Source organism: Alteromonas salexigens, from assembly GCF_025628895.1.
Lineage (GTDB): Bacteria > Pseudomonadota > Gammaproteobacteria > Enterobacterales > Alteromonadaceae > Alteromonas > Alteromonas salexigens.
This window is the reverse complement of sequence record NZ_JAOTJC010000004.1, coordinates 477,435-503,268: the sequence shown is the minus strand read 5'-3', so window position 1 is coordinate 503,268 and position 25,834 is coordinate 477,435. Positions and strand designations below refer to the sequence as shown.

Sequence of the window (25,834 nt, the reverse complement as noted above, 5' to 3'; positions counted from 1 at the left end):
TATGAATCGTCGTTGTTGACACTCTTAACGAGTGCCCACACAGATTGTCTTGTTATAAATTGTTAAAGAACATTTTTGCTACCAGCCTTGGCTCGTAGCGGGCTTGCCACCATTGTGACTTGCCGGTTGCTTCAGTGTTTCCCCTGAAGCGGGACGCGCATTCTACGCGTTTCGTTTTTGCTGTCAACACTTTTCGAAAGTTTATTTTCTCAGGCGTTTCAGTAAAAACTAACTTCAACTCGTTGCATTGCAGCTTGCTGAAGCGAGGTGGCGCATTCTACGCTACCCGGGTTTGTTGTCAACACTTTTTTGAAAGTTATTTCTCGAAGCGTTTCTTTTAAACCCTCGCCACTATTAAGCCTTGCGGTTAGTAGTGACTCACTTGTTCGGTTGGCGTTGTTGCTTTCCCGTCGAAGTGGAGGCGCATTTTAGAGATTTTCGCCGCAGCGTCAACCGTTATTTGAAAAAACATGTAAAAAGCTGTTTGATTGCCGAATATTCCCGCATAACGTGTAATTTATCAGCGTTTCACCACTCTGTTTCCGTTTATTGTGGGAACTAACAAGTCATCTGCTGGAAGCTACACTCTGTTTCTACCAGTACAAATCGCGTTGTAACCTCCTCCTTTGTTACTCCACCAGCTTGAAAGTCAGAGAGTTCAGGAAACGTCCCTATGACGTTACTTTGCCGACGCTGCCTATATAACACGTCGGGCAGCTGTTAATGTTACTCACCTCAGTTTTGTTTTAACCTGTACTTATAAATAGATTAGAGCGGAAGGTTTCACATGAGTATTCGTACATATAAAGGTAACGCCCCCAAACGCGGTGCAAATACCTATATAGATCCATCGGCGGTGGTCGCCGGCGACGTCACGCTAGGTGATGATGCCAGTATCTGGCCACTGGTCGCTGCCCGTGGTGATGTAAACAGAATCCAGATTGGCGCACGCACCAATGTGCAGGACGGCACGGTCTTGCATGTTACCCGACGATCGAGCCAACTCCCTGATGGCTACCCGCTTATTATTGGCGAGGATGTCACTATTGGTCATCACTGCATGTTGCATGGTTGTGTGCTGGGCAATCGGATCCTGGTGGGCATGGGCGCCATCATCATGGATGGCGTGGTTATTGAAGATGATGTTTTCATCGGTGCCGGTACGTTAGTACCACCCAATAAACGGCTGGAAAGTGGCTTTCTTTATGTCGGCAATCCTATGCAAAAGAAAAGACCGCTTAAAGACAGTGAGATAGCGTTTTTGAAACAGTCCGCCGTAAACTATGTCGAACTGAAGAACGATTACCTGGCAGAGGGCTAGTTACATAATAGTATCGGGAAACAGCGTCGCGGGGTTACGCCCCCGTTATCTGCTTCCGCAGCGCAGTCAGTACCGCCTTGGTAGCTGGCTGTTTACCTGTCCAGATAGCAAAGGCTGCGGCCGCCTGCTCCACCAGCATGCCCAGCCCATCCAGCGTTGTCGGTACGCCCCCTTTCTCCGCGGCCTCGTTGAAAGGCGTAGTCGTAGCGGTGTATACCATGTCATAGGTGGTATGACATGACGCCAGCAGTTCAGAGGTCATGGCTAGCGGTAATCCGCCCGACAGACTCGCGGCAGTCGAGTTGATAATCACTGTGGGTTTAAACTCCGCGCAAGATTCCGGCGCGATAACGGACACCTGCCCGCTACCGGTTTCTTCGGCTACGCGCTCTGCCTTGGCAACGGTGCGGTTGGTGATACAAAGCGCGCCGACCCCTGCTTGCAGTAACGGTGATATCACGCCCCGGGCTGCCCCGCCCGCGCCAATCAACAGCACCCGGGCTCCGGTTAACGTCACTCCATGATTGAGTAAGTCGTTGACCAGTCCTATCCCATCGGTATTAAAGCCACTTAGTGTGCCGTCGTGATTACGCATAAGGGTGTTAACCACTTTGGCGTCTTGCGCTGCCTGATCGTCAACCTTCGCCAGCGCATACGCCTGCTGTTTAAAAGGCATGGTAACATTACAGCCCATCGCGTCGGGGTCGCTGAAGAAGGTGTGGACGGCTTCGGCAAACCCTTCCTCTGAGGCAAGGATTTTAGAATACGTGATTAATTCACCGCATTGTTCTGCGAACATCTGATGAATAGAAGGTGATAAACTCTGCGCTATCGGATTACCAAATACGGCGAATTTTTTCATGGGGCTACTGAACTTATTTAAACGAAAATCTGCCGCAGCGACGATATCCCCTTATGAAGCCATCGGGGGAGAGCCCGCCGTGCGAGCGTTAGCGAACCGGTTTTACGATATCATGAGTTCAGACCCGGTGGTAGCCGAGCTCTATGCCCTGCATCCGCAGCCACTGGATAATATCCGTCATGTGTTTTTTCTGTACCTGAGCATGTGGCTGGGCGGCCCCCGGGACTATGAGACCCAGCGTGGCCACCCCCGGTTACGGGCGCGCCATCTTCCTTACACGATTACCCCGGCTTTAAAGGTGCAGTGGATGTATTGTATGCGCAAAGCAATGCATGAAACCGTGGCTGATGTTGCCCTGGCGGAACGGCTGTTGTCAGCGTTGGATGCGCTGGCCGAACATATGGTGAATCAGGCTGAGCCTGGTCCGCAAGCTAGCGACTGAAGCTACTCGCAGACCAATGCGTTTATTACAACTACCAGTTATGGGGTCGTAGCCAGTCACTCAGTGTCGCTTCGGCACTGCCCGGAGTTGGTGTGTAATTATATTCCCACCGCGCCAGGGGCGGCATAGACATCAGTATCGACTCGGTGCGTCCGCCGGTTTGCAGTCCGAACAAGGTGCCACGGTCATATACCAGATTAAATTCCACGTAGCGGCCGCGTCGGTATAACTGGAAATCACGCTCCCGGTCGCCAAACGGGGTGTGCTTGCGGCGCTCTACGATAGGAATGTAACCATCCAAAAAGCCATTGCCAACCGCCTGCATAAACCCGAAGCTCTCTTCAAAACCCAGTTCATTTAAGTCATCAAAGAACAGGCCGCCTACCCCACGGGTTTCGTTACGGTGTTTCAGATAGAAGTATTCGTCACACCAGTGCTTATATTTTGGATACATGTCGTCACCGTAAGGCGCACATACCTTTTTCGCGACGTCATGCCAGTGCTTCACATCTTCCTTAAAGGGATAGAAAGGCGTGAGATCAAATCCACCGCCAAACCACCAGATAGATTTCTCTCCCGGCTTTTCAGCGATAAAAAAACGTACGTTTGCATGAGACGTGGGTACATACGGGTTGTGGGGATGAATCACCAATGACACCCCCATAGCCTGAAAGCTACGCCCTGCCAACTCCGGCCGCGACGCCGTGGCAGAGGCTGGCATGGCGTCGCCGAACACGTGCGAAAAGTTTACTCCGCCCTGCTCAATTACCGCGCCGTTTTTTAATACCCGGGAACGACCACCGCCGCCGGCTTCCCGCTCCCAGGCATCTTCCTGGAATTGTCCTTTCCCGTCGGCCAGTTCTAAGGTCTGGCAAATATTATCCTGGAGGGACAACAGGTACTTTTTCACCTGCTCTATCACCACGTCGGTGTCCAACGTAAATTGTTCATTGTTGTGCGTGGTCATTATTACTCCCGGATTACTGCACCCGTGCGCCCGTCACGGATAACACTGGGTTTGTTACGGCCACCTAATGCGCCTTCCACATAGTACACGCTGTCACCGAATACACTGCGCGCCGCCGCCACAGACATAGCCGGGGGCTGACCGGATAGATTGGCACTGGTAGACACCAGCGGTTTGCCAAACTTATGACATAGCTCGCACACTACCGGGTGCGCTGAGACCCGCACCGCCAGCGTATCGTGCGCACCTGTTATCCAGGCGGGGGTGGTTTTCGCTTTCGGTAAGATCCAGGTGATATGGCCCGGCCAGCTCGAAAAAATTTCTGTGCGACGATCCTGACCAATTGCCTCATCATCGACATACGGCAATAACTGTGAGTAAGTTGCGGCGACCAAAATGACGCCTTTCTCTACCGGGCGCTGTTTAAGGGCCAGTAGCTGCGCCACGGCAGCTTCGTTATCCGGGTCACAGCCTATCCCCATCACCGCTTCAGTGGGATAAACCAGTAGCTGACCATTGCTAAAAGCAGTCAGTGCGGGATCCTGCGCTGACTGGGAAGGTACTTGTTCTTGCATAGGTAGTAACTCTACTTACTCGCTTTGTATCCACAGGCTGGTTGCGGGCATTGCTTCTGACCTTTTTTGGCGATCAGCACTCCCCACCCGCACTCAGGACACGTCTCATTGACTGGCGACGAATTTAGCACATATCGGCAGGCCGGATAATCGCTGCACGAAAAAAACTGCTTGCCGTATTTATTGGTGCGTTCCACCAATTGCCCTTGCTGGCATTTCGGACACTGAATATGGGTGTCATCCTGCTCTTTCATGGGCGCGATATGCTGACAGTCAGGATAATTCGCACAGCCAATGAACATACCGTAACGGCCTTTTTTCAGTGCCATCGGCGACTGGCATAAAGGACACTCGGTACCTTCCATTACTTTCAGTGTGGTGGTTTGCGTGTCGTAAAGGGGCTTACTGAAATCACAGTCAGGGTAACCGGAACACCCGACGAACGGGCCGGATTTACTGTTGCGGATTTGCAGGGGTTTACCACAGTCGGGACAGTCACCCAGGGCGTGTTCTAACGCATGCTCCTGGGCACTGAATAAAGATTGGTCTATTTTGGTCATGCCGGGACCACCGACACTACAGGGGCAATATTAATGCAGCACACCGTCAGACTCGTCAAATAACAAATCTTCCATTTGTGCATAGGCATTTTCTTTACCGGGAACATTAAACAGTACCATCAGTACTACCCACTTGAGATCTTCAAGACAGAACTCTTTGGAGTCAATTTCCATAACCCGGTCGATCACCATTTCCCGGGTCGAAGCATCCAATACCCCGACCTGTTCCAGAAACAGTAAAAATCCGCGACAGTCCACATCCAGACGCATTTGCTCCTGATGGGTATAGATACGGCTCAGGCTGGAGTTTATGCCTTTGCAGAAATAAGGCTTTATATCGGTTTCCTGCAGGGCCGCAAGCTTTTCAAGCCATGCCAGCGCCTTGTAAATTTCATCATGGTGGAAACCCGCGCGCACCAGTTCATCAGTCAACTCGTCCTGATCAACCCGGATCTCGGTTTCACTATGAATAAAATTCTCAAACAGGTACATGAGGATGTCGAACATGTTATTTCCCCCTCAATTTAACGTAGCCACCGGGGACGGCGGCCACCAAACCACGCAACTCGTATTCTAGTAATGCTGCCATTACTGCTGACACTGGCAAGGTGTTGCGTTCGGCTATAACGTCTACAGGTGTGACGTCTAAGTCCACACTAGCTAATAATTTATCGGTTGCCAAGCTATTCACTTCACTTTTTTGTGGGTCTGTGTCACCTGCTAAGCCTGTCTCTGCAGCCACCGCAGGTAACTCGTCAAGTATGTCATCAATACCGGTCACCAGCTTAGCGCCCTGCTGAATTAACCAATGGCAACCTTCGGTCTGCGGGTTTTGGATATTACCCGGTATCGCAAATACATCCTTGCCCATATTTGCGGCCAAATTTGCCGTTATCAAGGTGCCGCTTCTTATTTTTGCCTCCACCACCAGTGTACCCAGTGACATAGCGGCAATCAGCCGGTTCCTGCGCGGGAAGTGATAGGGCCGCGGTGGCGTACCGGGCGGGTATTCGCTGACCAGACACCCGCCGCCGTCCAGAATAGCCTGCTGCAAACTGACATGCTGGCGGGGATACGTCTGGTCGGGGCCGGTGCCAATGACGGCGATAGTGGACCCTTCTCCCCGCAACGCACCTTCATGGGCCGCTTTATCAACGCCTGTGGCCAACCCGCTGACAACAGTTATGCCACGCTGACTGAGGTCCGCAGCCATCGCGGTGGCGTTCGCTTTGCCTGCTATAGTGGCGCGCCGGCTACCGACCACCGCCAGCTGCGGCCTGCCCAGACAGGCCAGATTACCCATGCAATAAAGTAATAATGGAGGATGGCGAAGGTGTTTAAGTAACGCCGGATAACGGGGGTCAGAATAACCGACCAGATAATGGCAAGGATCAGCTGCCGCCCACTCAAGTGCGCTATGAACGTGCACATTGTCTGACGCGGTAAGCAGTGTGAATAAGTTTTGATAAGCAGGCCACGCTTCAGATAGCGCAGGCTCAGGGGTGGCCACTAACTTGTCTGGAGTAAGACCGGTCTGGTCGAGCAAGGCAAGCCAGTCGGCTGGCTTGGTGCCCGGGCATACACTTAGCGTTAACCAGTTACGCGCGACGATTTCAGGGGAAGATGTCAGGGTCATGCCGTACCTCATGCGGGTACGGCACCTTTTGTCAGGGTCGGGCGACGATATTGCCGTCTTTTACCAGACCGTCTGAGCGCGTAATAATGCCGTAGCTCGCTTTATCGAATGTTTTGAAAACAACAAGTTCACCAATTTTCAGAGCGGGCTGCTCAACGGTACTGCCGTCGTTAAATACGCTGCGCACCACGTTGCTCTCGTTGGCATATCTGGGCTCTTCACCGTCGATAATATCCGGCCCCTGGGCATAAATGCCCATTACCGTACCGGGTGTCACCTCTGCGCTACCCAAATCAACAATAACCACGTCGTGTTTGCCCAGCAGGTCGTGCTGATGAAGATTCCCAACCACCACACCACGCTGACCGGCGGCAGGTTGTAAAACCATATCCTGCCCACCGGTAAATTCACCGGCGTACAGACGGTCACCACGCCGGGCCTCGAAGTTAGACTCGTCCACTTTTACCAGCCACTGGTCAGCCGCCGAGGTTTCCACCATGCTGGCATCCGCCACGTGATGAATTTGAATACCGAGCAGCTCGCCCTCTTCGTTGGTGATAGTAGACTGCTTACGTACCACACGATACTGATCGTTAGGCCGGCCGTAACGGCGACTCAGCACCAGATCATCATTAACAAAGCGCAGGTCGGCAGAATGGTTACCCAGCAAATATGGCAGCGTGTTGTAGCTATCCTCAGCCATGATTTCATTCTGGTTTACATACACGGCGATGGCCGACCAGGGCAACATACCGATAGGCGAGGGTTTGGTTTCTTTCATCAGTGAAGGTGACAGGGTCAGTCGCTTTTTATCCCGCACAACTTCCATTACCGGCTTACCGTCTACCATGCGAATTCGCAAGACGTCGCCCGGATAAATTAGATGGGGATTGACTATTTGGGTGTTGTTACGCCATAACTCCGGCCACAGCCAGGGTTTATCCAGAAACAGGTTAGCAATGTCCCATAGGGTGTCGTGCTTTTTGACGGTATAGGTCTTCGGGGCATCGTCTTTAAGCGTGACGGCATAGCCCAGTACCGATGGCAGCAAACACAGCAGCGCAACCAGTGTTTTTACAGTGATTTTGTTCAACCTTCTCACCTTTATCTTCATTACGACGCTATGCCGTCAGCTGTTGATTTTATGTGCATAGACACTATATCGACACTATACCGCCATAATTCAGCGCTGGCGGAAAAAACTGCACCTCACGTCCCTAATGCGTTAGAATAGTATGTCAGAACGTGCAGTAAATAGTGCTGGCAGTTAGATCGTATAATTATTTATACAAGTGAAAGGTATAGCAAACGACAGATGGCAATATTAGACGTATTAAGTTTCCCTGATGAGCGGCTGCGCACCGTCGCCGCACCGGTTGACGATGTTAACGACGAAATCAGGACCCTGGTATCGGACATGTTCGAAACCATGAAAGCAGAGAATGGCATAGGCCTGGCTGCAACGCAGGTAGATCGCCACGTTCAGGTGGTGGTCATGGATGTGTCTGAAGAGCAGGACGAGCCCCGGGTATTCATCAATCCGGAGATCACCGCTCGCGAAGGTGCCACCATCAGTGAAGAAGGCTGTTTGTCAGTACCGGGCAATTACGCCAAAGTGGAACGGGCTGAAAAAGTCACCGTTAAAGCACTGGATGCCGAAGGTCAGGAATTTGAGCTGGACGCCGAAGGCTTGCTGGCAGTGTGCATTCAGCACGAACTTGACCATCTCAAAGGCAAGTTGTTTGTCGATTACCTGTCTCCCCTCAAACGTCAGCGGATCCGCAAGAAACTGGAAAAAGAAGCCCGGCTTGCAGCACGCGCCTAAGGAATAAGTGTGACCAGGCCTTTAAAAATTATTTTTGCCGGTACGCCGGAGTTCGCGGCTGAGCATCTGGCGGCATTGTTGGATTCAGTGCATGACGTGGTGGGCGTTTATACCCAGCCCGATCGTCCGGCCGGGCGTGGCAAGAAGCTTACGCCAAGTCAGGTAAAGGTGCTTGCCCAGCAACACGACCTGCCGGTATTTCAGCCCCCTTCCCTTAAAGATGCAGATGCCCAGGCTCAGCTTGCCGCGTTAGAGGCCGACTTAATGGTCGTGGTGGCGTATGGCTTATTACTGCCAGCGCCGGTTCTTAACTCACCCCGGTTAGGCTGTATTAATGTGCACGGCTCTATTTTGCCGAAATGGCGGGGTGCCGCGCCCATTCAGCGCGCGGTGTGGGCCGGTGACGAAGAAACGGGTGTCACCATCATGCAAATGGATGAAGGTCTGGATACCGGCGATATTTTACATATTGCCCGGCTGCCCATTACGCCAGAAGACACCAGTGCCTCGCTGTATCATAAGCTGGCCGAGCTCGGACCCCGCGCGCTGGTTAAGGTACTGGATAATATTACCGACTACCCGCCCCACCCTCAGGATAACAGTCAGGCGACGCATGCCAAAAAGCTGTCAAAAGACGAAGCCCGGGTAGACTGGACACTGCCAGCCGCCCAGCTGGAGCGAAATATCCGCGCGTTTAACCCCTGGCCGGTAGCCTGGACCGTTGCCAATGGTAACAATATTAAACTCTGGCAGGCCGCAGTCACCTCTGACAACGGTACTCCCGGCACCATCTTACAGGCTGATAAACACGGGATCCTGGTCGCCACCGGTGACGGCGCTCTGCTACTGACCCAGCTGCAAATTCCCGGTAAAAAGGCGCTCCCGGCTGCCGATGTGATTAACGCCCGACGCGACTGGTTTGCGGTGGGCACCCAGCTTGACGCCGACCACTAACCTATGACTTCACTTCCCTTACCGCGCCAGAAAAATCTGCGCGCCGATTGCGCCTGGGCCATTTATCAAATCCTGGAGCAAGGCCGTTCGTCCCGTGACGTGCTGGCCAAAGTGCAGCGGCGCCATTCTGCCCAGGACAACGCCTGGATCCACGAAATGACCATGGGTGTCATGCGTCAGTTACCGGTGTTACAACGCTGGCTCAGGCAGTTACTGCATCGTCCGCTAAAAGGGCAGAAAAAGGCCATTGAACATCTGATCATGCTGGGACTATACCAGCAGGCCTTTACCCGGGTTTCAGCCCATGCGGCCGTCGCCGAAACCGTGAACGCGGCAGCATTTCTGGGCGGTGCGGGGCTGAAAGGCTTAGTAAATGCGATATTACGTAACTTTTCCCGTCAGGGGCTGGCCGATGCGCCGGTGGATGACCCCATTGTGGCCAGTGGATTTCCCAAGTGGTTGTATAAAGCGATACAGCGCGCCTACCCTGATGCGCTGGCATCGATACTGACCCAGTCAAATACGCCGGCACCGGTGTGGTTACGGGTAAATCGTCTGAAGACCGATCGCGACCGATATGCCCGTGCCCTGGATGAGCACAATATTGAATACACCTGCCCTGCCAGTCACCCCGACGCTATCGTGCTGACTACGCGCTGCGATATCACCACCCTGCCCGGTTTTGAGCAAGGTTGGTTTGCGGTGCAGGACGGCGCCGCCCAGCTGGCCGCGCTATTACTGGCACCGCAGGCGGGTGAACGCATTCTGGACTGCTGCGCCGCACCGGGAGGAAAAACCGGTCACATTATGGAGCGGGCACCGGAGTTAAGCCAGTGTGTCGCTCTGGATGCAGACGAAGGCCGGCTGGATCGCGTACATGAAAATATGCAGCGGCTCGGGCACCAACCTGAGATAGTCTGTGCGGATGCGTCCGCTACCTCGTGGTGGGATGGCGTGCCGTTCGATCGTATTTTGCTGGATGCGCCCTGCTCGGCCACGGGCGTGATCCGCCGCCACCCCGATATCCGCTGGTTACGTAAGCGCACCGATATCGAAGCGCTGGTCACCCTGCAGGCACAGATCCTGGATAATATGTGGCAGATGCTAAAGCCCGGCGGTTGCCTGCTATATGCGACGTGCTCGGTGTTGCCGGATGAAAACCGCGATCAAATCGCCCGGTTTCTTTCCAACACCCCTGACGCCAGTCTGCTGCCGCTGACTGACACAGAGACTCCCGCGCAGCCCGGACGCCAGATCTTACCCGGTGAGGCACAAATGGATGGTTTCTATTATGCTAGGCTGATAAAGTCTACCGGTTAGCAACCCTCAGCACAGGCATAAGCAGCATCAATGAAGATCATTATTCTCGGCGCAGGACAAGTTGGCGGCACGCTTGCCGAAAACCTGGTGGGTGAGAAGAACGAAATCACAGTCATTGATTCTGATCCCACTACCTTGCGCACATTGCAGGACCGCCTCGACCTGCAGGTGGTCACCGGCGTAGGTTCCCATCCCGACGTGTTAAGAAAAGCCGGCGCTGAAGACGCCGATATGCTTATTGCTGTGACGAACAGTGATGAAAGCAACATGCTGGCTTGTCAGGTTGCATACAGCCTGTTTAAAACCCCCACGAAAATTGCCCGGGTGCGTTCTGAACAGTACATCATCTATCAGGAGCAACTGTATAAACAGCAGGATATTCCGGTGGACCACATCATAGCCCCGGAACAACTCGTCACTAAAGCCATCAAGCGGCTGATTGACTACCCCGGTGCATTGCAGGTGGTAGAATTTGCCGACGGTAAAGCCAGCCTGGTGGCGGTAAAAGCCTATTATGGTGGTTTGCTGGTGGGCCACGCCCTGTCGGCTTTGAAGGAACACATGCCTAACGTGGAAACCCGGGTTGCCGCCATTTACCGGCGCGGCAGGCCTATCCGCCCGCTGGGTACCACCGTTATCGAGGCCGACGACGAAGTCTTCTTTATTGCCGCGACCAAGCATATCCGGGCCGTCATGAGTGAACTGCAGAAGTTAGAGTCCAGTTATAAGCGCATCATGATCGCCGGAGGCGGGTTGATTGGTGCGGGGCTGGCCAAACGACTTGAGCATAAGCATAACGTTAAGCTGATTGAATACAGTCATGAGCGTGCTCAGTACCTCTCGGCCCACCTCGACAAAACTATCGTCTTCTGCGGCGATGCCTCTGATTCTGAACTACTCAGTGAAGAAGGTGTGGAACAGGTAGATGCCTTTATTGCGGTGACCAACGACGACGAGGCCAACATTATGTCGGCCATGCTGGCCAAACGGATGGGTGCCCAAAAGGCCATGGTGCTTATCCAGCGTAGTGCCTACGTTGATTTGGTTCAGGGTGGCGAGATTGATATTGCGTTCTCTCCTCAGCAGGCCACCATCTCGGCTCTGCTTACCCACGTACGCCGGGGCGATATAGTTAATGTGTACTCACTTCGCCGTGGTGCCGCGGAAGCTATAGAAGCTATCGCGCACGGCGACGAAAATACCTCGAAAGTGGTAGGCAGAGAAATTGGCGACATTAAACTGCCGCCAGGCACCACCATCGGCGCCATTGTGCGGGATGAACAGGTCATCATTGCCCACAGCGACACCACCATTGAAGCCAATGACCACGTCATCCTGTTCCTGGTGAATAAGAAATATATCGGTGATGTAGAGAAACTCTTCCAGCCCAGCGCTTTCTTCTTCGGCTAGTCTGGATCAGCCCGCCTGACCACCACTACCGGTGCGGTGCACCGACCTTGTGACGGTTACCCCCGCCAGAACGTGGGCGAGAACAGTACCAATAACGAAAACACTTCCAGTCGCCCGAACAGCATGGCGGTAACCAGCAACCATTTGCCGGCATCGGTGACCCCTGCATAGGTTGTTGCCACACTCCCCAGACCAGGCCCTAGGTTATTCAGGGTCGCCGCCGTTGCCGTAAATGCGGTGAGATTATCCAGTCCTGTGGCAATCAGCCCGATCATTATTACCACGAACACAATGGCGTACGCGGAGAAGAACCCCCATACCGCTTCAACTACGCGGTCAGGCATGGCCCGCTCCCCCAGTTTTACCGAATAAACTGCCTTGGGGTGGATAAGCCGGTCAATTTCACGCTTGCCCTGCAGAAACAACAGGAACACCCGGATAACCTTTAAGCCGCCCCCGGTAGAGCCGGCACAGCCACCGATAAAGCTGGCAAATATCAGCAGAATGGGCAGAAAGGAGGGCCAGGACGCAAAGTCGGTGGTAGCGAAGCCAGCGGTGGTACTGATCGACACTGACTGGATCATGGCCTGGTCCAGCGCTTGCTCAGCATTCCCGTAGTAACCGGATAATGTCAGCACCAGAAAACACACCACTATCAGGGAGGCCTGTATCACAAAGAAGGCTTTGAATTCAGGATCCTGAAAGTAGCCTTTCAGTGACCGTGACGAGGCTGCCGTATAGTGCAGTGAGAAGTTGAGTGCGGCGATAAGCAGGAACACCGAGCACACCACATTCACCGCCGGGCTGTTAAAGTAGCCTAAGCTGGCGTCATGGGTGGAGAATCCGCCGATGGCAACCGTAGAGAACGCATGGCAAATTGCATCGAACCAGTCCATTCCGGCTATCCAGTAAGAAACCGTACAGGCAGTGGTCAACGATAGGTAGATGTACCAGAGGTGCTTGGCGGTGTCGGCTATCCGTGGCGTCATTTTAGAGTCTTTCACCGGCCCCGGCGTTTCGGCGCGATACAGCTGCATACCCCCGACGCCAAGAATGGGCAGTATTGCCACGGCCAGTACGATGATCCCCATGCCGCCCAGCCATTGCAGCTGCTGACGATAAAACTGCACCGAATGTGGCAGGAATTCTATACCTTCAATTACCGTGGCACCGGTAGTCGTGAGCCCGGAAAAGGATTCAAAGAACGCATCGGTGACGGTCATGCTGGGTTGTTCCAGCAACATAAACGGGATGGCACCGAAGCTGGCCAGTACCGTCCAGAACAGCACCACAATCAGGAAACCCTCTTTGGCCCGTAGGTCTTTTCGGTGGTCGCGGTTCGGGTACCAGAAGGCGGTGCCGGTCACGACACACAATACAAAGGCCAGTGTAAAGGGTAAGCCACTGCCATCAGCATAAATTAACGACACGATTGCGGGTGGGATCATGGTCACGCTGAACAGGGCGACCAGCAGTCCCAGAATTCGTACAATTGCACGGTAGTGCATGTTTCCGTTTGCCTTTTCTTATAGTAATTCTGGCCATGGCCAGTGCAACAAGTGACGCTGTGCTTAATGGCGAGGATGCTGCGGGCAATAGTATGCGGTGCGCACGCAGAAAGCAAAACCTGCGCAGCGCACCCCACCCAATTTATTTCATAGCCAACACACTTTTTACCATTTTCGTTAAACCGGCGTTAGCCTCAAGAATATCCTGCGCCAGCATATAAGCCGGAGTGGTCACCAGCTTGTGTTCATTATCTATTACCACATCATCCACATCACAGTTCACATGTTCAGCGCCCATGGCATTAATGCCAGTGGCAGTGGCCTCATCGTTTCCTATGGTCAGCTTCACACCCTGCGGATAGACACTGGCGGCAAGGGCCGGGGCAATGCATGCGTAGCCAGCTGGTTTACGGGCTTCGGCAAAGGCTTTACACACAGCCAGCACCTCGGCATCGGGTCGCGACTGATCACCGTCTACCGCAAACGTACACAGATTTTTCGCGGCACCAAAACCGCCAGGTAAGATGATGGCATCAAACTCGTCCACGTCGCATTCCGTCACGGGTTTAATGTCCCCTCTCGCGATCCGAGCCGACTCCGTCAACACATTACGGCTGGCCGTTTCATCTACGTCACCGGTTAAATGATTAACCACGTGTAGCTGTGATTTATCGGGAGCAAAGCACTGGTAACTGGCACCTGCCTGGCGGATAGCCAGCAGGGTCAACACAGCCTCATGAATTTCCGCGCCGTCGAACACGCCGCATCCGCTTAAAATCACTGCGATATTCTTCATCATGTCCTCCCAGACCTTAGTGGTGCTTACTTATGCAAAATCCGGCTATTTATTCACCGGATTCTTACAAAAAATTCTTAACCAACAGTATTGTTCATATCTTGCACTATGCTACATTACTTGGCCAACTTGGTTAACACAAGAACAACGCTCGCCAAGTTATCCACAAAACAAGGGAATGTATTCAGGGTTCACCTGCTACCACGTTTTGTTATGTAAAGCCTTATTTTTTCTTAAATGCATCGTGATCAACGTTAAGTGATTGATCGCGAGGATCATGCGTGCCTGTTATTTAGATCACAAAGTTATCCACAGATCGCCGTGGATAATTGCGCGCATTTGGTAGCGATCCCGTCAACCCTATGGCATCCTTTTGCGTATTATTTTTCCCGATCGAATTTCCCTATGTCAGATTCAAAAAAGCCACCTTTTATTCTGGTTGATGGCTCGTCTTATTTATTCAGAGCCTTTCACGGCCTGCCGCCCCTCACCAATTCCAAAGGTCAGGATACCGGCGCTATCTATGGCGTGGTGAACATGCTGAAAAGCCTGCTCAAACAGTACCACCCTACCCATATCGCGGTAGTGTTTGATGCCAAAGGCAAGACATTCAGAGACGACATCTATACCGAATACAAAGCTAACCGCCCGCCCATGCCGGAAGAGCTTGCCGGGCAGATCCCGCCGCTGCACCAGATTATTAAAGCCATGGGCCTGCCGATTATTGTGGAGGACGGCGTAGAGGCTGACGACGTTATCGGCACGCTGGCGCACATTGCTACCGAGAAAGGGATCGACACCCTGATCAGTACCGGCGATAAAGATATGGCGCAGCTGGTTAATCAGCACGTCACCTTGATCAACACCATGACCAACCAGTTGATGGACGTTGACGGGGTAAAAGAGAAGTTCGGTATTCCACCGGAACTGGTGATCGACTTTCTGGCCCTGAAAGGCGACAAAGTCGATAATATCCCCGGCGTGCCCGGTGTAGGCGATAAGAGTGCACAGGCACTGCTCAATGGTATTGGTGGTATTGACGCCATCTATGAAAACCTCGACAAAATCGCCGACCTGTCTTTCCGTGGCAGCAAGACCATGGCCAAGAAAATGGCGGAATACGAGGAACAGGCCCGGTTATCCTATGAGCTGGCGACTATTAAGATAGACATGGAACTGGACTACAGCCCTGAAACCCTATGCCCTACTGAGGCCGACAATCAGGCACTGAGTACGCTGTTTGCCGAATATGAATTCAAGCGCTGGCACGCCGAAGTCACGGCTGACTCTGCGGCAGAAACCGTGGCTGAGTCTCAGGGCGATAAAGAAGAAACCGGCTTATCCCCGGCTATCGATCGCAGTCAATACGACACCGTATTAACCAAAGAGGCATTTGAAAGCTGGGTACAGACCCTGAAGGACGCGCCGCTGTTTGCCTTTGATACTGAGACCACCAGTGTGAACTATATGGAAGCTGAACTGGTCGGCCTGTCGTTTTGTACGGAACCCGGTAAGGCAGCCTATGTGCCGGTGGCCCATGATTATCCGGATGCCCCCGAGCAGCTCGACAGAGACTATGTGCTCGACACCCTTAAGCCGCTGCTGGAAAGCGCTGATGTTAAGAAAGTCGGCCAACATCTGAAATACGATAAGAACGTACTGGCAAATTATGACATCACTCTCGACGGTATTGCCTTCGACACCATGCTGGAATCCTACGTGCTGAACAGTACTGCCACCCGCCATGATATGGACTCACTGGCGCTGGCGTATCTGGGTCATAAAACCATTCGTTTTGAGGATATAGCCGGTAAAGGCGCCAAACAGCTTACCTTTAACCAGATTGCTCTGGAAGAAGCCGCGCCCTACGCCGCGGAAGACGCCGATATCACTCTGCGTCTACACCTGGTGCTATGGGAAAAAATTCAGGCTGAACCGGCCCTGAAAGCCTTGCTGACTGACGTGGAAATGCCCGTTGCCAGCATTCTGGCGCGGATGGAACAGATGGGTGTATTGATCGACAGCCAGCAACTGGCGCAGCAAAGTCAGGATCTCGCTACCCGCATTGATAAGCTTGAAAAAGCGGTGCACGAGGAAGCCGGAGAAACCTTTAATCTGGGCTCCACCAAGCAACTGCAACACATCCTGTTTGAAAAGATGGAACTGCCGATCGTCAAAAAGACCCCGAAAGGCGCGCCATCTACCTCTGAGGAAGTATTGCAGGAACTGGCCCTGGAGTATTCACTGCCGCATAAGATCATGGAATATCGCGGCATGACCAAGCTAAAAAACACCTATACTGACAAGCTGCCGAAGATGATTAATCATCGCACCGGTCGCGTTCATACGTCGTACCATCAGGCTGTCACGGCGACGGGCCGATTATCGTCAACCGATCCTAATCTGCAGAATATCCCCATTCGTAATGAAGAAGGCCGGCGGGTCAGACAAGCCTTTGTGCCCCGGGACGGCTACACCATTGTCGCCGCCGACTACTCACAAATTGAACTGCGGATCATGGCCCACCTGTCAAAAGACAAAGGCTTACTCACGGCGTTTTCCGAGGGCCAGGATATCCACCGGGCCACCGCGTCAGAAGTCTTCGGTGTGGCGCTGGATGACGTCACCGGTGAACAGCGACGTAGCGCCAAAGCCATTAATTTCGGCTTGATTTATGGCATGTCAGCATTCGGGCTGGCCAAGCAGCTTAATATTCCCCGTCATGATGCCCAGAAATATATGGACCTGTACTTTGAACGGTATCCCGGGGTGCTGGAATATATGGACAGCACTCGAGAACTGGCGAAACAGAAAGGTTATGTAGAAACCGTGTTCGGACGCAGGCTCTACTTACCGGACATCAAAGCCAGCAATGGTGCACGCCGTAAAGGTGCCGAGCGGGCTGCTATTAATGCGCCCATGCAGGGCACGGCTGCCGACATTATAAAAATGGCGATGATTAAAGTGGATGACTGGATCAGGCAGGAAGCGCATGCCGAGGTATCGATGATGATGCAGGTGCATGATGAGTTGGTGTTTGAAATCAAGACCGACTCGCTGGCCGCTCATACTGCACGCATCACCGAACTCATGGAGCAGGCGGCGACCTTGTCAGTGCCCCTGCTGGTGGAGGCCGGCCAGGGAAAAAACTGGGATGAGGCCCATTAAAAGGTAATTTCATTACAGTAACTGCACCAAAAAGTGGCGCCATTGCCTCTTTTTGGTAATTTAATTACAATTTTTTCTTGCCTTTTTTTTGCGCTACGTTACCCTAGCACGCGTAGGGTACAGAGGTGAGAAAGCTGTTTTCAAACCTTTGCTTTAACCCCGGCAATTTGCCGGGGTTTTTTTATGTCTTAAATTCGGTGTTAGTAGCAGGCAGGCTATGTGTGCCCGTTTAGAAGAAAAGTGCAGATTTGATGGAACTAATTGCCGGCAGCGGGCTCTTAGTTACGGTTTATGTGTTTTCTCTCAGTCCTTTTTGCCCCATCACCTGATGGGGCATTTTTATTTGTACCAGGCTTATTTATCTAGCTGCAGCCAGGTGGACAGCACCTGTTCCAGTTCGGGCAGCCCCTGCCGGTTCAGCGACGAAAACGTATGCACCGTGACATCTCCACAGAATGCCAGAGCCGCTTCCCGTGCCATCAGCAGCTGGGCTTTGCGTTTGCCGGCCTTAAGCTTGTCAGACTTGGTCAACAACGCCAGTACTGGTAAGTTTGCGCTAACCGCCCAGTGTATAAGCTCCTGATCCAAATCTTTGAAGGGGTGGCGAATATCCATCAATACGACCAGGCCTTGCAATGTTTTCCGTTTTTGCAGGTACTCACCCAGTGATTTCTGCCACTTTTTCTTCATAGCCAGCGGCACCTGAGCAAAGCCGTACCCCGGCAAATCAACCAGACGACGTTGTTCATCTAACTCGAACACGTTGATCATTTGGGTGCGTCCGGGCGTTTTACTGGTGCGGGCGAGGTTCTTTTGTCGGGTTAGGGTATTGAGCGCGCTGGATTTTCCCGCATTCGAGCGGCCAGCGAATGCCACCTCGATACCATCGTCCTGATGCAAGTGGCTGATATCCGGTGCACTCATTTGAAACTTGGCGTTGGTAAAATATGTCATGGCCTTGCTGTGTCTACCTTTTGTCTAGATCTATGAACACCTGTTCTGTGATAAAAAGGTGTAAAACCATAGTTTTATCATGGAATAGGTTTTTCTGGCGCAGTAAATGTGTAAAATACGCATGATATCACGTATATCACGCTAGCCGTTGGTTCCTTTTAAGAGATTGATTATGAAAAAACTCTGTTTGTTGGTCTGTATGTCTTTGGGTTTGTCCGCCACAGCTGTTGCTGAGGGTGACGCAGAGGCAGGAAAAGCGAAGTCTGCAGTTTGCGCAGCATGCCATGGCCCAGATGGTAACAGCATGATTGAAATGAACCCTAAGATTGCCGATCAGCACCCTGATTATTTAGTCAAGCAACTGCAGGAGTTTAAACTTGCAGCTGAAACGGGTGGCGAAGAAGGGCGTAACAACGCAGTAATGAACGGCATGGCAGCGCCCCTGTCACTTCAGGATATGCAAGATTTGGCAGCCTATTTTGCCAGCCAGGAAATGACCCCGGGCGAAACCCCTGAGGAATTTGTAGAGCCTGGCCGCGCGCTTTATCAGGGTGGCGACGAAGAGCGTGGTATCACTGCCTGCATCGCGTGTCATGGTCCGCAGGGTAATGGTATGGGACTGGCAGGCTTCCCGGACATCAGTGGTCAGCATGCTGCATATACCGAAGCGCAACTGAAAGCGTTCCGCTCAGGTACCCGTCACAACGACATGAATGGCATGATGCGTGACATTGCCTCGAAGCTGACCGACGAAGACATTGAAATCCTGTCAAATTATGTGGCCGGCTTGCACTAAGTGACACTTTAATGACAACTCTGTTAATATTTTGTTAGTAAAAAAGTTGTATTTTTAAAATTTTGCTGTATTCTACTGCCTAGTTTCAGTAATCCAAACTGAAACTACCCAGTCTGAAAAACAATAATAAACAGGCTTGGTTACGACAATAAAGCGTCAGGAAGACCTAAAACAACAAACGTCGGCTCTGCTAAAAAAAGCAAAAAGGGGAGCACCGAAAGGAAGCCAGTTGCACACAGAGGTGCAAAAACGGGAGAGGTGTCATCTGACACTCAATAATGTAAGGTGATGGTTCAGGCCATCACCTTTTTCTTTTTTGGTTCTCTGTAATTCTCAGCGTATGTCTCAGCTTCCCTGCCCGTTGTGCCAACACATCCACACCCAACACTACCATCAGGACAAGCGCCGCCATTACTTTCAGTGCAATCGCTGCGAACTGGTATTTGTCCACCCTGACAGCCTGCCCTCACTTAAGCAGGAAACGGCAGAGTATCAGCTGCACGAAAACGCCTCTGATGATCCGGGCTACCGAAAGTTTTTAAGCCGGGTTACAACCCCCTTGTTAGATAAGCTCACGCCCCCTGCCCGTGGATTAGATTTTGGCTGTGGCCCCGCGCCTGTGTTGGCAGAAATGCTCAGTGACGCCGGCATGACCATGTCGGTGTACGATCCTATTTTTCATGCCCAGCCCTCGGTACTTAGCCACCACTATGACTTTATAACCTGTACCGAAGCCATTGAGCATTTTCACAACCCTGCCCGGGAACTCCGCATACTTACAGACTGTCTCACCCCCGCAGGCATATTGGTTATAATGACCAAACGGGTGATCAGTGCCACACGCTTTGCGCACTGGCATTATAAGAACGACCCCACCCATGTAGCATTTTATTCCACGGCTACATTCGAATTTATTGCCGCACGCTATGGCTTTCATGCCACCTTTGTTGATAAAGATGTGGTTTTGTTGCAGAAGCATGGCTGAATCCGCGTTATAATAACGCAGTAAGATTTTCATTTATCAACCTATCCGAAGGATGTTATGGCTCGAAGCAAAAAATCGCGCAAAGTTGGTCTGATCGGCGTTCGCAAAGATCCCGACCGCAAGCCTGGCAAACCAAAACCAGCCTCTGCACAAAAGCCCAAGAAGCATAAGGGTAAACCAGCCGGAAATCGCCACAATGTCGAACAATCGTCGTCTGGCCATAGCCAGTCAAAACAGGCGAAAGATCCCCGGGTAGGCAGTAAAAAGCCAATAGATTTAACCCCGCCTACGGCAAGTGCACCGGCTAAGCAACCTAAAGCGCCAAAGTACGCCACCCCTGAGCAGGAGTTAGCCGCGCTGGAAGCAGATACTAAACTGGCTGCGCTACTGGACAAACTGGATGACGACCAGGCTATCAGCAAGGCTGAACAGGCCTATGTGGATGAGAAGATGGCCAGACACCACGTCGTCTGTGAATTGCTTGGCATCACCGATTACGATGATGCGGAAGAGGACGACGATGATCCGTTAGATGGCCTTGATGCTATCGATATAGACGATTACAAGCGCTAGCGAGGTATAGGATGTTGTGGACCATCTTGGCGGTAATCGCTGTTGTGACTACCCTGGCGCTGGGGTTTTATGCCGGCCGGTTGATGTACCAACTTAAACTGCAGACTGCCCGTCATCAGGCAGCCAGGGATAAGCGAATTGGCACGATCACGGAAAGCATCCTGACTATTTCCATGGCAATGGAACAGCAGCAGTGCGAGCTTTCAGAAGGCGTTATTCGTATTGTGAATCTGTTAAATGCCCTGCCCGTGGATCCTAAACCCGATTACCGGGCCAAGTTCCCCCACCTTCATGATCTGTTCGTGGCGGTAAGTGGGTTTGCTATACTGGATGAACGAAAAAAGCTGAGCAAAGCTGAAAAACGTAAGCAGGATAAAGCCAGGGAACAAATTGAGTCAGAACACGAGTCACAGGTACTGGCAGAACTGCCAGCCGTGAAAGAATACTGCCACGCCCTGTAACCTGTACTTCCCCTTACCAACGCCCGTAGCACGTCTAGCGGCGGGCGCTTTCACAACACGCTTCGTAACACCAGCAATCAGTTTCGTGGTCATTAACCATCCCCACGGCCTGCATAAACGCATAGCAAATGGTTTCCCCCACAAACTTAAAGCCGGCTTTCTTAAGTGCACGTGACATGGCTTGCGACTCCCTGGTGGCGGTGGGCACCTGTTCAGCTGACGTCCACGCATTCACCAGCGTTTTACCTTCAGTAAACTGCCAGATAAAGTCGGCAAAACTTTGCTGCTGCTCTATCTCAATCATTGCCCGGGCGTTTGTGATTACAGAACGCAACTTAAGCCGGTTGCGCACAATGCCGGTATTCTGCATTAACCTGTCGACATCCTCCTCGCCCATTTGCGCCACCCTGTGCGGCTCAAAATCGTGAAACGCGGCCATGTAAGCAGGCTGCTTCTTCAGTATAGTGATCCACGACAATCCCGCTTGCTGGCCATCCAGACATAGCTTGGCGAATAGCTCCTGACTGTCAGTGACCGGTCTGCCCCATTCTTCATCGTGATACCGTTGATACTCTGGGTCCTGTGATACCCACTGACATCGTTTTACGTCTGTTTGCATCTCACATCTCACTGTGTCTGATTAGGTGAATTTGTAGCTATTTCCCGGCGACAGGCCTACATACAGCGCCTGACAAATTGTATACTATGCCACCTTTAAATAGTCAGTTAGAAATGAAAAGCAGCGAATGTATGCAGAAATACGATATTAAGACCTTTCAGGGGTTAATCCTCGCGCTTCAGGATTACTGGGCACGCCAGGGTTGCGTCATCATTCAGCCATTAGATATGGAAGTGGGCGCAGGCACCTTTCACCCTATGACATTCTTACGCTCATTAGGCCCGGAGCCCATTAGCAGCGCTTATGTACAGCCATGCCGCCGTCCCACTGATGGCCGGTACGGTGAAAACCCCAACCGCCTGCAGCATTACTATCAGTTTCAGGTCATGATGAAACCGTCGCCGGATAACATTCAGGAGCTGTATCTTGGCTCACTGAAAGAGCTTGGTTTTGACCCGCTGGTGCATGACATTCGCTTTGTGGAAGATAACTGGGAATCGCCGACTCTCGGTGCATGGGGCCTGGGCTGGGAAGTCTGGTTAAATGGCATGGAAGTAACCCAGTTTACGTATTTCCAGCAAGTCGGTGGGCTGGAGTGCAAGCCGGTCACAGGTGAGATCACCTACGGGCTTGAGCGCCTGGCCATGTATATTCAGGAAGTCGATTCCATCTACGATTTGATCTGGACGAACGGCCCTATGGGTACTGTGACCTATGGCGATGTTTTTCATCAGAATGAAGTTGAACAGTCCACCTACAACTTTGACTATGCCAACGTCGAATCGCTATTCCGTACCTTTGATGAATGTGAGGCCAGTAGTAAACTGCTGATTGAAAATAACCTGCCCTTACCGGCTTACGAACAGGTTATGAAAGCCTCTCACGCTTTCAACATGCTGGACGCCCGCCACGCTATTTCAGTGACTGAGCGCCAACGTTATATTTTACGGGTCCGGACACTGGCCAAAGCCTGTGCAGAAAGCTATTACGCCGCCCGTGAGTCGCTAGGATTTCCATTGTGCAATAAGGAGCAGTCAGCGTGAGAACCGAGAACCTGTTAATTGAATTAGGCACAGAAGAGCTCCCGCCTACCGCTCTGAAGTCATTGGGTGAAAGTTTTGCCAGCCTGTTCCGCGCGGCGCTGGAGTCTGCTGAACTTCCGTTTGCATCGGTAAGCTGGTTTGCCGCTCCCCGCCGTCTGGCGGTTTACGTCACCGAGCTGGCAGAAAGCCAGCAAGATAAAACAGTGGAGAAGCGCGGTCCGGCTGTTTCAGCGGCCTTTGATAGTGAGGGTAACCCTACTAAAGCAGCTCTGGGCTGGGCCCGTGGTAACGGTATTGAGGTAGCTGACGCCGAGCGCTTGGTCACTGACAAAGGCGAATGGCTTTTGCACAAAGCCCATGTGCCCGGTCAACCCGTGACAGCACTGCTGGAATCCTTGCTCAATCAGGCTATCGCCAAACTGCCTATCCCTAAGCCGATGCGGTGGGGAAATTACAACACCCAGTTTATCCGGCCGGTGCATACCCTCGCCGTGCTGTATGGCAGTGAAGTCGTCAACATCACGGCTCTGGGTCTGCCCAGTGGCCGTGTGGTGCAGGGCCACCGTTTTCATGGTGAGGCAACGTTCGAGCTTGATCATGCGGATAACTACGCCATGGCACTGGAGTCCCACTATGTGGTAGCTGATTTCCAGGCCCGCGCAGATAAGGTCCGGGAAGCCCTTGAGGCCAATGCCAGCGCGCTTAACCTGCACGCCGACTACGATGATGCCCTGTTAGAGGAAATTGCCTGCCTGGTGGAATGGCCAGTCGTGCTTACCGCCAGCTTCGAAAAAGGTTTCCTCGACGTGCCCAAAGAGGCGCTGATTTATACCATGAAGGATGATCAGAAGTATGTGCCTCTGCTGGACAGTGAAGGCAACCTCTCCAACACTTTCCTGTTCGTCACTAACATTGAAAGCCAGGACCCGGCCCAGATTATTTCCGGTAATGAAAAGGTGATCCGCCCTCGCCTTGCGGATGCTGAGTTCTTCTTCAACAATGATAAAAAGCAGACACTCGAGAGCCGGCTTGACTCGTTAGACTCAGTGTTATTCCAAAAACAGCTGGGGACACTGAAAGAGAAATCCGCCCGGATCGCCCGTTTGGCACGTTTCGTTGCCGACCGCATCGGTGCCGATGGCGAACTTGCTGAGCGTGCAGGTCTGCTGTCAAAAACCGATCTGATGACTAACATGGTCATGGAGTTCCCTGATGTTCAGGGCGTGATGGGCATGTACTACGCACAGAACGACGGCGAAGATCCGGTCGTGGCCCGCGCCCTCTACGAGCAATATCTGCCGCGCTTTGCGGGTGACACCCTGCCATCCAGTAAAGAAGCCGCGGCGGTATCGCTGGCGGATAAGCTGGATACACTCGTGGGTATTTTTGGTATTGGCCAGTTACCTAAAGGTGACAAGGATCCCTTTGCACTGCGTCGCGCCGCTATTGGTGTCTTGCGTATCTGTGTAGAGATGAACCTTACTGTCGATTTAGACGATATGGTGGCGCACGCCGCCAGTGTCTATGGCGACAAGCTGTCTAACGATGAGCTGCACAGCCAGGTAGTTGATTTTGTGCTGGGCCGGTTTGTGGCTCTGTTGCAGGATCAGGGAATTAGCATCGATGTTATTCAGGCCGTGTCTGCTCGCCGCCCTACCCAGCCCTCAGACTACGCGGCCCGCGTAGCAGCGGTGTCGGACTTCAAACAGCTTGAACAGGCAGAGGCGCTGGCCGCAGCAAACAAGCGGGTTGCGAATATTCTGGCCAAGCAGTCTGGTAATGTTTCCACACAGGTTGATCCGACTCTGTTCGATAACCAGTACGAAACAGCATTGTACGATGCTTTGCAGGGCGCAGAGTCGCAGGTTCGCGCTGCAGCGGCTGAACATAATTACCCTGCTGTACTGTCTGAGCTTGCCACTTTGCGCGATGTTATCGATGCGTTTTTTGACAACGTGATGGTCATGTCTGACGATGAGGCGGTACGTAACAACCGTCTGGCTTTATTGGCGTTACTACGTGAGCTGTTCCTGACCACGGCCGATATATCTCAGTTGGCAAAAGCGTAACTGTCTACTATGTTCAACGCGCCCGGTTATTAACGATTAACTACCCGGGCGCATAAGAGGATACTGTGTTTAAGAAAATTGCTTTACTTAGTATGATGCTGACACTCTCGGCCTGTTCGAGTACCGGGTCGATTTCAGTTCCGGGCATGTCATCTGAGCCTGATATCGCATTTTCTGAGCTTTATTTACGGGGCGTGTTTAACTGGTGGGAAGCCTCCCCTGACTACCAGTTCACACAAGGTAATGGAGGTTGGCAGGTCGATGTTGAATTGATTGCTGACGGACAGCCCTATGACTTTAAGGTCTCAGATGAAAACTGGAGTCCGGCACAGAGTTGCGGTGGCAAGTATAAGGGTCAGCCGGTAAGCCTTAATTCTACCAGCTACCTGGTCTGCGCCGGCGACTCAGAAACATTACAGTTTACGCCTACCGAAACCGGCACCTATCGGTTTACGATTATGGCGGCCAGTGGCAATGAGATACGCTTATTGATTACCCGCCGGGGCTGAGCTTAGCCTTATACGGAAAACCTCTCAGAGGCGGCATTAGCCGCCTTTTTTATGCCCTGCCTTTCTGTTTAATCGGGTAGCAATAATGATAACGCTACTGAACCCAGCCAATGATGCGCTGTGACAATTTCGTTGCCAATATGCCCACCACGCCACCAAAACAAACTGCGATGGCGAATGCTGCTGGCCATGCTAATAAAAACGCCTGCATCCAGTTGCCCCAGAAGTTATGGTCTAGCCCAAGGTTCAGGTAGGTCACCCACCCCGACATTAGCAGTGACAGCAGTAATGACATGCAAAAAGAAAAGCAGATTTTGTATATCCACTGCGCCATGTTTTCCACCTTTCTGTTAATCGTAAAAGAGCTAAGCTGCCGCTATGTTACTCCTATGGTCAGTGCGCTTCAATTTTCACAGCGCATTCTGTAAAACCCTGCCTGGAAATAGAAAAGCCAGGCACTGTGGCCGGGCTTTCTTAGTAG

At 52.3% G+C, this 25,834-nt stretch carries 26 protein-coding genes; 14 read left to right on the top strand and 12 right to left on the bottom strand.

Annotation, left to right across the window (positions count from 1 at the left end; all coding sequences use genetic code 11):
- Positions 1-787 precede the first annotated feature (787 nt).
- Positions 788-1,321: a gamma carbonic anhydrase family protein gene (locus OCL06_RS03415; protein WP_262992329.1), complete on the top strand. Its 534-nt coding sequence runs from the start codon at positions 788-790 to the stop codon at positions 1,319-1,321.
- Positions 1,322-1,355: 34 nt separating this feature from the next.
- Here the strand turns inward: OCL06_RS03415 and aroE are convergent, their stop codons facing one another.
- A complete protein-coding gene (gene aroE / locus OCL06_RS03410; protein ID WP_262992328.1) occupies positions 1,356-2,183 on the bottom strand; it encodes a shikimate dehydrogenase in 828 nt (275 codons plus the stop codon).
- Between aroE and OCL06_RS03405 the strand changes: the two genes are divergently transcribed.
- Positions 2,182-2,625 (top strand): group II truncated hemoglobin, encoded by a 444-nt coding sequence (locus tag OCL06_RS03405; protein ID WP_262992327.1) that lies wholly within the window; start codon positions 2,182-2,184, stop codon positions 2,623-2,625. The genes aroE and OCL06_RS03405 overlap by 2 nt on opposite strands.
- 31 nt (positions 2,626-2,656) lie before the next feature.
- Here the strand turns inward: OCL06_RS03405 and hemF are convergent, their stop codons facing one another.
- From hemF to OCL06_RS03375, 6 genes are read right to left on the bottom strand one after another with little or no spacing between them, the layout of a single operon-like run.
- On the bottom strand, positions 2,657-3,592 hold the full coding sequence (gene hemF, locus OCL06_RS03400) for an oxygen-dependent coproporphyrinogen oxidase (RefSeq protein WP_262992326.1): 936 nt from the start codon (positions 3,590-3,592) through the stop codon (positions 2,657-2,659).
- Between the two features lie 2 nt (positions 3,593-3,594).
- A complete protein-coding gene (tsaC, locus tag OCL06_RS03395) occupies positions 3,595-4,167 on the bottom strand; it encodes an L-threonylcarbamoyladenylate synthase type 1 TsaC (protein ID WP_262992325.1) in 573 nt (190 codons plus the stop codon).
- Between the two features lie 11 nt (positions 4,168-4,178).
- On the bottom strand, positions 4,179-4,727 hold the full coding sequence (locus OCL06_RS03390) for a DNA topoisomerase family protein (protein WP_262992324.1): 549 nt from the start codon (positions 4,725-4,727) through the stop codon (positions 4,179-4,181).
- A 30-nt stretch (positions 4,728-4,757) separates the two neighbouring features.
- Positions 4,758-5,234 carry a DUF494 family protein gene (locus OCL06_RS03385; RefSeq protein ID WP_262992323.1) on the bottom strand — a complete coding sequence of 159 codons (477 nt, stop codon included), beginning with the start codon at positions 5,232-5,234 and terminating at the stop codon, positions 4,758-4,760.
- A 1-nt stretch (position 5,235) separates the two neighbouring features.
- Complete coding sequence (dprA, locus tag OCL06_RS03380; RefSeq protein ID WP_262992322.1) at positions 5,236-6,363, bottom strand: DNA-processing protein DprA; 1,128 nt, start codon at positions 6,361-6,363, stop codon at positions 5,236-5,238.
- Positions 6,364-6,394: 31 nt separating this feature from the next.
- Positions 6,395-7,465 carry a LysM peptidoglycan-binding domain-containing protein gene (locus tag OCL06_RS03375; protein ID WP_373318432.1) on the bottom strand — a complete coding sequence of 357 codons (1,071 nt, stop codon included), beginning with the start codon at positions 7,463-7,465 and terminating at the stop codon, positions 6,395-6,397.
- Positions 7,466-7,678: 213 nt separating this feature from the next.
- Between OCL06_RS03375 and def the strand changes: the two genes are divergently transcribed.
- Genes def through trkA form a run of 4 tightly spaced genes read left to right on the top strand, consistent with a single transcriptional unit; the run spans position 7,679 to position 11,872 of the window.
- Complete coding sequence (def, locus tag OCL06_RS03370; protein ID WP_262992320.1) at positions 7,679-8,188, top strand: peptide deformylase; 510 nt, start codon at positions 7,679-7,681, stop codon at positions 8,186-8,188.
- Positions 8,189-8,197: 9 nt separating this feature from the next.
- Entirely contained in the window at positions 8,198-9,142 is a 945-nt protein-coding gene (fmt, locus tag OCL06_RS03365) for a methionyl-tRNA formyltransferase (protein ID WP_262992319.1), read from the top strand.
- A gap of 3 nt (positions 9,143-9,145) precedes the next feature.
- The gene (gene rsmB, locus OCL06_RS03360) at positions 9,146-10,462 is read left to right on the top strand and encodes a 16S rRNA (cytosine(967)-C(5))-methyltransferase RsmB (protein ID WP_262992318.1); all 1,317 of its coding nucleotides are present in this window, start codon (positions 9,146-9,148) and stop codon (positions 10,460-10,462) included.
- 30 nt (positions 10,463-10,492) lie between these two features.
- Entirely contained in the window at positions 10,493-11,872 is a 1,380-nt protein-coding gene (trkA, locus tag OCL06_RS03355) for a Trk system potassium transporter TrkA (protein WP_262992317.1), read from the top strand.
- Positions 11,873-11,928: 56 nt separating this feature from the next.
- On the opposite strand, the gene OCL06_RS03350 is transcribed toward trkA, so the two are convergent.
- Entirely contained in the window at positions 11,929-13,380 is a 1,452-nt protein-coding gene (locus tag OCL06_RS03350; protein ID WP_262992316.1) for a TrkH family potassium uptake protein, read from the bottom strand.
- Positions 13,381-13,522: 142 nt separating this feature from the next.
- A complete protein-coding gene (gene elbB / locus OCL06_RS03345; RefSeq protein ID WP_262992350.1) occupies positions 13,523-14,176 on the bottom strand; it encodes an isoprenoid biosynthesis glyoxalase ElbB in 654 nt (217 codons plus the stop codon).
- 405 nt (positions 14,177-14,581) lie between these two features.
- On the opposite strand from elbB, the gene polA reads away from it, so the two are divergent.
- Positions 14,582-17,344 (top strand): DNA polymerase I, encoded by a 2,763-nt coding sequence (polA, locus tag OCL06_RS03340; RefSeq protein WP_262992315.1) that lies wholly within the window; start codon positions 14,582-14,584, stop codon positions 17,342-17,344.
- Between the two features lie 354 nt (positions 17,345-17,698).
- Here polA and yihA read toward each other — a convergent pair whose 3' ends face one another.
- The gene (yihA, locus tag OCL06_RS03335) at positions 17,699-18,298 is read right to left on the bottom strand and encodes a ribosome biogenesis GTP-binding protein YihA/YsxC (protein WP_262992314.1); all 600 of its coding nucleotides are present in this window, start codon (positions 18,296-18,298) and stop codon (positions 17,699-17,701) included.
- 172 nt (positions 18,299-18,470) lie between these two features.
- Here yihA and OCL06_RS03330 point away from each other — a divergent pair, with 172 nt between their 5' ends.
- The 4 genes from OCL06_RS03330 (at position 18,471) to OCL06_RS03315 (ending at position 21,113) form a co-directional block, all read left to right on the top strand.
- The gene (locus OCL06_RS03330; RefSeq protein WP_262992313.1) at positions 18,471-19,094 is read left to right on the top strand and encodes a c-type cytochrome; all 624 of its coding nucleotides are present in this window, start codon (positions 18,471-18,473) and stop codon (positions 19,092-19,094) included.
- Positions 19,095-19,434: 340 nt separating this feature from the next.
- Positions 19,435-20,079, top strand: a complete 645-nt coding sequence (locus OCL06_RS03325) for a class I SAM-dependent methyltransferase (protein ID WP_262992312.1) — start codon at positions 19,435-19,437, stop codon at positions 20,077-20,079.
- A 57-nt stretch (positions 20,080-20,136) separates the two neighbouring features.
- Entirely contained in the window at positions 20,137-20,652 is a 516-nt protein-coding gene (gene yihI / locus OCL06_RS03320) for a Der GTPase-activating protein YihI (RefSeq protein ID WP_262992311.1), read from the top strand.
- An 11-nt stretch (positions 20,653-20,663) separates the two neighbouring features.
- Positions 20,664-21,113, top strand: coding sequence for a DUF2489 domain-containing protein (locus tag OCL06_RS03315; protein ID WP_262992310.1), 450 nt, complete (start codon positions 20,664-20,666; stop codon positions 21,111-21,113).
- Between the two features lie 34 nt (positions 21,114-21,147).
- Here OCL06_RS03315 and OCL06_RS03310 read toward each other — a convergent pair whose 3' ends face one another.
- Complete coding sequence (locus OCL06_RS03310; RefSeq protein WP_262992309.1) at positions 21,148-21,732, bottom strand: DNA-3-methyladenine glycosylase I; 585 nt, start codon at positions 21,730-21,732, stop codon at positions 21,148-21,150.
- Positions 21,733-21,863: 131 nt separating this feature from the next.
- Here OCL06_RS03310 and glyQ point away from each other — a divergent pair, with 131 nt between their 5' ends.
- The 3 genes from glyQ (at position 21,864) to OCL06_RS03295 (ending at position 25,353) form a co-directional block, all read left to right on the top strand.
- Positions 21,864-22,775: a glycine--tRNA ligase subunit alpha gene (glyQ, locus tag OCL06_RS03305; RefSeq protein ID WP_262992308.1), complete on the top strand. Its 912-nt coding sequence runs from the start codon at positions 21,864-21,866 to the stop codon at positions 22,773-22,775.
- Entirely contained in the window at positions 22,772-24,844 is a 2,073-nt protein-coding gene (glyS, locus tag OCL06_RS03300; protein WP_262992307.1) for a glycine--tRNA ligase subunit beta, read from the top strand. The genes glyQ and glyS overlap by 4 nt, the downstream gene beginning before the upstream one ends.
- A 65-nt stretch (positions 24,845-24,909) precedes the next feature.
- Positions 24,910-25,353, top strand: a complete 444-nt coding sequence (locus OCL06_RS03295) for an early set domain-containing protein (protein WP_262992306.1) — start codon at positions 24,910-24,912, stop codon at positions 25,351-25,353.
- A gap of 94 nt (positions 25,354-25,447) precedes the next feature.
- Here OCL06_RS03295 and OCL06_RS03290 read toward each other — a convergent pair whose 3' ends face one another.
- On the bottom strand, positions 25,448-25,687 hold the full coding sequence (locus OCL06_RS03290) for a DUF2798 domain-containing protein (RefSeq protein ID WP_262992305.1): 240 nt from the start codon (positions 25,685-25,687) through the stop codon (positions 25,448-25,450).
- Between the last annotated feature and the right edge of the window lie 147 nt (positions 25,688-25,834).

Bases quoted from the DNA above. Each gene is read 5' to 3' on its own strand.
- OCL06_RS03415 (WP_262992329.1), top strand. From the start codon at position 788: ATGAGTATTCGTACATATAAAGGTAACGCCCCCAAACGCGGTGCAAAT.
- OCL06_RS03405 (WP_262992327.1), top strand. From the start codon at position 2,182: ATGGGGCTACTGAACTTATTTAAACGAAAATCTGCCGCAGCGACGATA.
- aroE (WP_262992328.1), bottom strand. From the start codon at position 2,183: ATGAAAAAATTCGCCGTATTTGGTAATCCGATAGCGCAGAGTTTATCA.
- hemF (WP_262992326.1), bottom strand. From the start codon at position 3,592: ATGACCACGCACAACAATGAACAATTTACGTTGGACACCGACGTGGTG.
- tsaC (WP_262992325.1), bottom strand. From the start codon at position 4,167: ATGCAAGAACAAGTACCTTCCCAGTCAGCGCAGGATCCCGCACTGACT.
- OCL06_RS03390 (WP_262992324.1), bottom strand. From the start codon at position 4,727: ATGACCAAAATAGACCAATCTTTATTCAGTGCCCAGGAGCATGCGTTA.
- OCL06_RS03385 (WP_262992323.1), bottom strand. From the start codon at position 5,234: ATGTTCGACATCCTCATGTACCTGTTTGAGAATTTTATTCATAGTGAA.
- dprA (WP_262992322.1), bottom strand. From the start codon at position 6,363: ATGACCCTGACATCTTCCCCTGAAATCGTCGCGCGTAACTGGTTAACG.
- def (WP_262992320.1), top strand. From the start codon at position 7,679: ATGGCAATATTAGACGTATTAAGTTTCCCTGATGAGCGGCTGCGCACC.
- rsmB (WP_262992318.1), top strand. From the start codon at position 9,146: ATGACTTCACTTCCCTTACCGCGCCAGAAAAATCTGCGCGCCGATTGC.
- trkA (WP_262992317.1), top strand. From the start codon at position 10,493: ATGAAGATCATTATTCTCGGCGCAGGACAAGTTGGCGGCACGCTTGCC.
- OCL06_RS03350 (WP_262992316.1), bottom strand. From the start codon at position 13,380: ATGCACTACCGTGCAATTGTACGAATTCTGGGACTGCTGGTCGCCCTG.
- elbB (WP_262992350.1), bottom strand. From the start codon at position 14,176: ATGAAGAATATCGCAGTGATTTTAAGCGGATGCGGCGTGTTCGACGGC.
- polA (WP_262992315.1), top strand. From the start codon at position 14,582: ATGTCAGATTCAAAAAAGCCACCTTTTATTCTGGTTGATGGCTCGTCT.
- yihA (WP_262992314.1), bottom strand. From the start codon at position 18,298: ATGACATATTTTACCAACGCCAAGTTTCAAATGAGTGCACCGGATATC.
- OCL06_RS03330 (WP_262992313.1), top strand. From the start codon at position 18,471: ATGAAAAAACTCTGTTTGTTGGTCTGTATGTCTTTGGGTTTGTCCGCC.
- OCL06_RS03325 (WP_262992312.1), top strand. From the start codon at position 19,435: ATGTCTCAGCTTCCCTGCCCGTTGTGCCAACACATCCACACCCAACAC.
- yihI (WP_262992311.1), top strand. From the start codon at position 20,137: ATGGCTCGAAGCAAAAAATCGCGCAAAGTTGGTCTGATCGGCGTTCGC.
- OCL06_RS03315 (WP_262992310.1), top strand. From the start codon at position 20,664: ATGTTGTGGACCATCTTGGCGGTAATCGCTGTTGTGACTACCCTGGCG.
- OCL06_RS03310 (WP_262992309.1), bottom strand. From the start codon at position 21,732: ATGCAAACAGACGTAAAACGATGTCAGTGGGTATCACAGGACCCAGAG.
- glyQ (WP_262992308.1), top strand. From the start codon at position 21,864: ATGCAGAAATACGATATTAAGACCTTTCAGGGGTTAATCCTCGCGCTT.
- OCL06_RS03290 (WP_262992305.1), bottom strand. From the start codon at position 25,687: ATGGCGCAGTGGATATACAAAATCTGCTTTTCTTTTTGCATGTCATTA.